Raw genomic sequence first — 7,043 nt, forward strand, 5'->3', positions numbered from 1 at the left:
ATTCCGACGTTCATCGTCAACCCCACAGATGCCCAGCCGGCGTTTGGGATGGGCCACCATCACCCATCCATTCCACCCGCTCAGCGGGCAACGCGCTGAAGTATTGAAGATACGCCGTGCGGGTGGTCTGGACACCTTGATCGTACGTGATGCTCAGCATGGCAGTATTGCGATTGCCCGTGACTGGACGGATTGGTCGCTAGGCGAACCGGTTTCGGGGGCACACGGGCAGGATTTGCAGTTTTCCGGTGAGAAGCTGCTTGAACTGGCAGAGTTCATCGGCGGGTTGTCCACGCGCCAATCGATCGACCTTGACGAACGTGTATCCGTGAACCATGCTCAGACCAGTTAAACATGTGGTCTGCTCACGATGCGCGAGACGTCCACTCCAGTGCTGCGGCGGCGGCGTACGCTGCTGGTTGGGCAACTGCCCCCGGCACAGGAGATCCTGCGCGGCTCCTTGATCGAGCGTTACAAGCGCTGCGGCAAGCCCGGGTGCAAATGCGCGACGGGACGCGGCCACGGCCCGAAGTACTATCTCTCGGTGAGCCAGCCGGGGGCGCGGCCGCAGATGGACTACGTCCCGCAGGCGGCGCTTGATGAGGTGCGTCGCTACGTAGCCAACTACCATCGCCTGCGCGAGATATTGGAGGAAATCTGCGCCATCAATCGTGAACTGTTGCGCCGCCGCGAGCGGCTCTGAGGAGTCGTGACGGTGAGCACGCCGGGTGCGTCCTTCACCGTTCCCTTTGACCGGGCCGTTGCGGCGTCGTTGATTGCCAACATGCTGGCCACCTTCCTTGATGCGCAGGCGTGCCGGCGCAATGCGACGGAGGTGTGCGATGAGTGCGCAGATCACGTGCGAGCAGTTGCAGCGGCCGGCCTACATCTACGTGCGCCAATCGACGATGGGGCAGGTGCGCCACCATCAGGAGAGCACCGAGCGTCAGTATGCGCTGCGCGAGAAAGCCCTGTCCTTGGGCTGGACGCTTCCGCTGATTCGCGTCCTGGACGCGGACCTGGGCCAGTCGGGAGCGTCGAGTGCGCAGCGGCAGGATTTCAAGACCTTGGTCACCGAGGTGTCGATGGACCGGGTGGGGGCGGTGTTCGCCTTGGAGGTCTCGCGTCTGGCACGTTCCAATGCCGACTGGCAGCGGCTGCTGGAGCTGTGTGCGCTGACCCGCACCCTCGTCATCGACGAGGATGGCTGCTACGACCCGAGCGATTTCAACGATGGGCTGCTGTTGGGGTTGAAGGGCACGATGGCGCAGGCGGAATTGCATTTTCTGCGCGCGCGCCTCCTCGGCGGCAAACTCAACAAGGCGGCCAAAGGCGAGTTGCATCGGCCGCTGCCGGTGGGATTGGTGTATGCGCCCGACGGACAAATTGTTCTGGACGAGGACGCCGAGGTGCGTGGTGCCGTCGCGCTGGTGTTTCGTCTGTTTCGCGAGACCGGCAGTGCCTATGCGGTGGTGAAGCACTTTGCCGAGGCTGGTCTGAGCTTTCCCAAGCGCGCCTACGGTGGGGCTTGGGATGGTCGACTGCTCTGGGATCGATTGAGCCATGGGCGGGTGTTGGGCCTGCTCAAGAATCCGGCCTATGCGGGCGCCTACGTCTACGGACGGTATCGGTACCGCCGCCACCTCAACGCCGACGGCGAGGTGACGAGCAGCATGAGTGCGGTGCCGATGGCCGAGTGGTGCGTCAACCTGACGGAGCATCATGAGGGCTATATCGACTGGGAAACCTATTTGGCCAATCAGCAGCAATTGGCAAGCAATTGCACGCTGACTGAGGCGACGCTGTTGAGCGGACCGGCACGCGAGGGGCTGGCCTTGCTCCAAGGTCTGCTGATCTGTGGTCACTGCGGTCACCGGGTCACGCTGCGCTACCAGGGCAACGGCGGGCTGTATCCGGTGTATCTCTGCAGCTGGCAGCGACGCGACGCCCGCGCGACACGCGACTGTTTTAGCGTGCGTTGCGAGTTGCTCGATGCGGCCGTCGCCGAGCAAGTGCTCGGCGCCATGCAACCCAGTGAGCTGGAACTGGCCCTGAGCGCGCTCGATGAATTGCAGTCACGCGATGCGGCACTGCAGCACCAATGGCACCTGCGCCTGCAGCGAGCCGACTACGAGGCGCAACTCGCCGAGCGTCGCTACGCGGACGTCGATCCCGCGAACCGACTGGTGGCCGCCACCCTGGAGCAGCGCTGGAACGACGCCTTGCAGCGCTTGGCCGAGCTGCAGGAGCGCTGCGAGCAGGTACACCAGCAACAGGCGCGGGTCCTCGGCCCCGAACAGCGCGCGCAGGTGTTGGCGCTGGCGCAGGATTTCCCGCGTCTGTGGTCGTCGCCGACGACAGCGCCGCGGGATCGCAAGCGGATGCTGCGCCTGCTGATCAAAGACATTACCGTCGAGTGCTGCGCGCCGAAGCGCCTGTGTTTGCACATTCGCTGGCAGGGCGGTGCGCTCAGCGATATCGAGGTGGTGTTGCCGCCCAACAGTGCCGATCGATGGCGCTACCCGCCCGAGCTGGTCGAGCGTATCCGAAGCCTCGCGCTGAGCTACGATGATGAACAGATTGCCGAGCAGCTCAACCGGGAAGGCCGAATCAGTCCGAAGGGTCATGCCTTCACCGTGGCGATGATCAAATGGGTCCGCTACAAGCACGCGATCGCCGCGCCTACGCAAGACGATGACGGCACGCTGACTGTCGATCAATTGGCGGAGCGATTTGGCGTCAGCCGTCATGTGGTCTATTACTGGATTGAGCGCGGACTCGTTGACGCTCACCAGCACAAACGTGGAACACCCTATCGGATCAGCTTGCAGGACGATCAGGCCCGACGACTCCAGGCTTGGGTCGTCAACTCCTCGAGGATTGCCGCTCGGCGGCATTCCGAACATGCACTGTAGGAGGTGCAGTATGCAATCGCCGTCCCAACATTGGAGGACAAGGTTCTCCAGCGCGCGGTGCTGATGGTGCTGGAGCCGGACTACGAGCAGGACTTCCTGGACTGCTCCTACGGCTTTCGCCCTGGGCGTGGTCCCCATCAGGCGCTGCAGGCGCTGTGGGACGGGATCATGGACCTGCGGGGTGCCTGGGTGATCGACCTCGACATCCAAGCCTTCTTCGACAGCATGGAACGAACCCATCTTCATGCCTTTCTCGACCAACGGGTGCGTGACGGCGTGATCCGTCGCGTGCTGGGCAAATGGATGCAAGCCGGGGTCATGGAGGAGGGGGTGATCCATCATCCCGAGCGGGGCAGCCCGCAAGGGGGTGTGATCAGCCCGCTGGTGTCGAATGTCGACCTGCACGAGGTGCTCGACCGGTGGTCCGAGCAGGAGGTCAAACCGCGTCTGCACGGACGGGCCTTCATGGTCCGATTTGCCGATGATGCGCTGCTGGCCTTTGAGCGGGAAGAGGACGCACGGCGGGTGCTCGAGGTGCTGGCCAAGCGACTGGCGCGCTTCGGGCTGACGCTTCACCCCGAGAAGACCCGCCTGGTCGACTTTCGCCGTCCGCCGTGGCGGCGCGGAACGCGGCGCTCGCAGCGCGGGCGCAGCTTCGACCTGCTCGGCTTCACGCATGATTGTGGACGCTCCCGGAACGGAAACTGGGTGGTGCAACGCAAGACGGCCAAAACCCGGTTCAGCCGCGCGGTGCGGCGGATCGGGCAATGGTGCCGCCGCCATCGCCATCTCACGGTGGCGGAGCAATGGGAGGCACTCGGGCGCAAGCTTCGCGGCCATGACGCCTACTACGGAATCACCGGCAACGCGCGTGCGTTGGTGCGATTCCGTGAGGCCGTCCGCCGTGTCTGGCTGAAGTGGCTCAATCGCCGTTCTTATCGGCCTTCGCTCAACTGGGATGCCTTCAACCGCTTGCTCCAACGCTATCCCCTGCCGCCCGCACGTGTCGTTCACAGCAACTACGTCGCGTAGCGTTTGCTCAATCGAGGAGCCGGATGCGGTAGTCCCGCACGTCCGGATCTGTGGGAGCCGCGGGTGAGCAATCACCCGCGGCCACCCGGTTCCAAAACCCAGCATAGCGCTGCGAGATGGCCCATAAGTGGCATGGCAGAACCCCCGAAATCTCTTACCCTTGGAAGTGGAAGCTCACCGAGGGTCGAGTGCGATGTTCGAAGGCGCTGCCATGAATGACTTTAGCCCAGTCCCAACCGCGCCGCTAGGGATGCCGCGATGAAGCCTGCGACCCGTTTGGAGCGGGCGCAGACACTCACCGCGTCGGCCAGCGCGCGCGCTCACCTGCAAAAGGCCCAGCGCTTGAACACCGCCCTGCTGGCGACGATCGCCTTCTTCTTGGCCACCGTGCAGCAGCGTGTCGAGATGCTCAACCTGGACCTCGAACTTGAGGCCGCCGTGCTCGAGCAACTCACCCCGGCGATCGACCTTGAACTCGTTGCCACGCGATGCTTGGGTGCCGAGGAGCGCAAACGTCTCATGGCACTGAGCGCGCAGAGGCTCGAGCCGCTGTGTGCATCGGATCACCCCCTCCAAGCCCTGGAGGCGACTCAGCGTACGGAGATTGGGCAGGTCGCCAGCGACTGTGCCGATCTGTTCCAGCGCTCAAGTTCCGCTGTGGTGGGGCGCAATGGCCAGTTCTCGCTTTTCCACCACGGCTGCTTTCGTCTGGGCTCACGCAAGCTCGCTGCGCTGCCCGCCGTGCACAACGTTTACATCTGCCGTCCTGATCACACCACCGCCGCTGAGCGCTTCTTTGGCCGGGCGCCGCCAGCGTTGTTCGAGCAACTGCTCGAGCGCGTGCCCCTGCCGCCGCGCCCACGCCGACGACGAGCGCGTACGGCGAAGGTTCCCTACCTCACGCCGATTGCCGCCTGAGCAGGGTGGATAGGGTTATGATCAAGGCCCGTGATCGATAGCCAAAGTGTCAAAGGAACTCCGGATCATCAATCGACCCTGGTTTTGATGGCGGCAAGCTTGTGAAGGAGAGGAAGCGACTTTTTGTAGTCTTCAAGTGAACCCCGATATCTGGACAGCGGTTTAAGCTATGGTCAAGCCTCCGAATCGGGATACCAACGAGATGGGCGAGAAGCGGAAGCGAAACACATATAGCGCTGAATTCAAGGCGAAAGTCGGGCTCGAGGCCATCCACGGCGTCAAGACCGTCAACGAGATTGGTCAAGCCTACGGGGTTCATCCCGTTCAGGTGAACCAGTGGAAGAAGGCGGTCCTCGAAAAAGCCAGCACGCTCTTCGAAGGCAAACGGGGTCCGAAGCCGGTGGCGGAACAGGATGCGCCGGATCGCCTCTACGGCGAGATCGGACGCCTGAAGATGGAACTCGATTGGCTCAAAAAAAAGTCCGGAATGGGCCTGTCGTGCCCCGGCAATGCTGGATCGACGCGGGTCATGAGGTCCCGATCGTCCGCCAGTGTGAGCTGGCGGGGGTGTCCCGGGCGACTGTTTACGCGCACCGGCGGTCGCCACCAGAGGATGCCACTGACCTGCTGCTTTGTGGGCTCCTCGACGAGATCGATACGCGGCGGCCGTTTTACGGGAGTCGACGCATGGTGGTCGAGCTGCGGACACAGGGCCATGAGGTCAACCGCAAGTGCGTCCAGCGCCTGATGCGTGGGATGGGGCTGGCAGCGATCGCGCCGGGCCCTCACACCCGTCGCCCGCATCCGCAGCACAAGGTCTATCCGTACCTGTTGCGTGGCGTTGCGGTCACCCGGCCCAACCAGGTTTGGAGCGCCGACATGACCTACATCCGCCTCGCTCGGGGCTTCTGCTACCTGGTCGCGATCATGGACTGGTACAGCCGCAAGGTCCTGAGCTGGCGGCTCAGCAATACCATGGAGGCAAGCTTCTGCATTGACTACCTCGAGGGGGCCCTGCAGCGATACGGGCCACCTGAGGTCTTCAACAGCGACCAGGGTTCTCAGTTCACGGCCGAGTCGTTCACCGGCGTGCTCAAGCGCGAGGGTGTCACGATCAGTATGGACGGCCGAGGACGTGCCTTCGACAACATCTTCGTCGAGCGCCTCTGGCGAACCGTGAAGTATGAGGACATCGACCTCAAGGGCTACGCCGATCTGGCTGAAGTGACGCTCGGGTTGACCGAGTACTTCCCGTTCTACAACGACGAGCGTCCGCACACGGCGCTGGCGAACGAGACGCCGGCAATGGTCTACCGGACCCAGCGAGGTGGAGGCGCACTGATCGTGGACAATTACGGCCCGGCGGCGACGCCGCCTGGCGAACCTGCAGCACCAGGGCAGCGCTGTTCAGCTGTCAAGGAGGTCCAGGCCGTTGCTTAAACTCGGGCACTTCCTGTCTTAACACTAGGGTCCACTTTAGTCCTCAACAATCAATTGAAGTCCTTAAACGACGCTGTTACGGCATCACCAACCTCGCCCATCTATATCAAAGAGTGTGCTTGGATCTCAGCGGATACGCTGGTTTTGGTGTCGAGCCAATATAAATCAATGTGTTATACTCTATGTATTTACTATTTGCGTTTTTTCTATCACCTGAAACTTCAGTGTCAAAAGAGTTTCGAGAGATTTACGATTGCTGGTGCTAGTGCTATTAATACACCCCATGATCGCAGCTTTGAATTTGGGAAAGGTTTCGTAGTATCGAGAATATAAAACTTGTTTCTTGACGTGTCGCCAAAGCCGTTCAATCAAATTTAAGTTTGGTGAATAAGATGGCAAGAAAACCAGTTCAATTCCAAGTTGACTTGCAAGATCTCGCACAATTTTGCATTTTTGATAGCGTGCATTATCTAGAAATATTGTCACGACCTCACAATGATGTTTAACTGCAAGCGCTCTCAGAAGATCGCATACACTGAGCGCATTGATGTATGAATTGTTCGTGATCGTTACCACTTCATGGGTGATAGCGTTGAGTGCTCCAAGGACATTGAACCGCTGCCTCCCACTCGCTGAATAGACAAACATTCGTTGAAGGCACCACAGATAACCGAGAAATGGTTGCAGGACGAAGTGCGCCGCATCCACAAAATAGACCTGTCGCCGACCTTCTTTTGC

General features: G+C 61.3%; 7 protein-coding genes. 6 read left to right on the forward strand and 1 reads right to left on the reverse strand.

All coding sequences use genetic code 11. From position 1 onward, the window contains the following. The 6 genes from CKO25_RS20420 to CKO25_RS20445 all read left to right on the forward strand — a co-directional run. Window positions 1–352, forward strand: a 352-nt coding sequence (locus CKO25_RS20420; RefSeq protein WP_207162406.1) for a DUF5372 family protein, incomplete at its 5' end; no start/stop codon positions are given. An 18-nt stretch (window positions 353–370) separates the two neighbouring features. Continuing rightward, a complete protein-coding gene (locus tag CKO25_RS20425) occupies window positions 371–703 on the forward strand; it encodes a DUF6788 family protein (protein ID WP_200389788.1) in 333 nt (110 codons plus the stop codon). Between the two features lie 139 nt (window positions 704–842). Then, window positions 843–2,915 (forward strand): recombinase family protein, encoded by a 2,073-nt coding sequence (locus CKO25_RS20430; protein ID WP_200389789.1) that lies wholly within the window; start codon window positions 843–845, stop codon window positions 2,913–2,915. 3 nt (window positions 2,916–2,918) lie between these two features. Continuing rightward, a complete protein-coding gene (locus tag CKO25_RS21875) occupies window positions 2,919–3,947 on the forward strand; it encodes a reverse transcriptase domain-containing protein (RefSeq protein ID WP_338115195.1) in 1,029 nt (342 codons plus the stop codon). A 258-nt stretch (window positions 3,948–4,205) separates the two neighbouring features. Further along, window positions 4,206–4,865 (forward strand): DUF6399 domain-containing protein, encoded by a 660-nt coding sequence (locus CKO25_RS20440; RefSeq protein WP_200389790.1) that lies wholly within the window; start codon window positions 4,206–4,208, stop codon window positions 4,863–4,865. Window positions 4,866–5,067: 202 nt separating this feature from the next. After that, a protein-coding gene (locus CKO25_RS20445; protein WP_242467789.1) for an IS3 family transposase occupies window positions 5,068–6,305 on the forward strand; the annotation gives its coding sequence in 2 pieces (ribosomal slippage) (window positions 5,068–5,356 and window positions 5,356–6,305; 1,239 coding nt in all). A 180-nt stretch (window positions 6,306–6,485) separates the two neighbouring features. Here CKO25_RS20445 and CKO25_RS20450 read toward each other — a convergent pair. Continuing rightward, a partial coding sequence (locus tag CKO25_RS20450; protein ID WP_200389791.1) for an IS630 family transposase occupies window positions 6,486–7,043 on the reverse strand: 558 nt, incomplete at its 5' end.

It is taken from the genome of Thiocapsa imhoffii, from assembly GCF_016583985.1.
Classification (GTDB): Bacteria; Pseudomonadota; Gammaproteobacteria; order Chromatiales; family Chromatiaceae; genus Thiocapsa; species Thiocapsa imhoffii.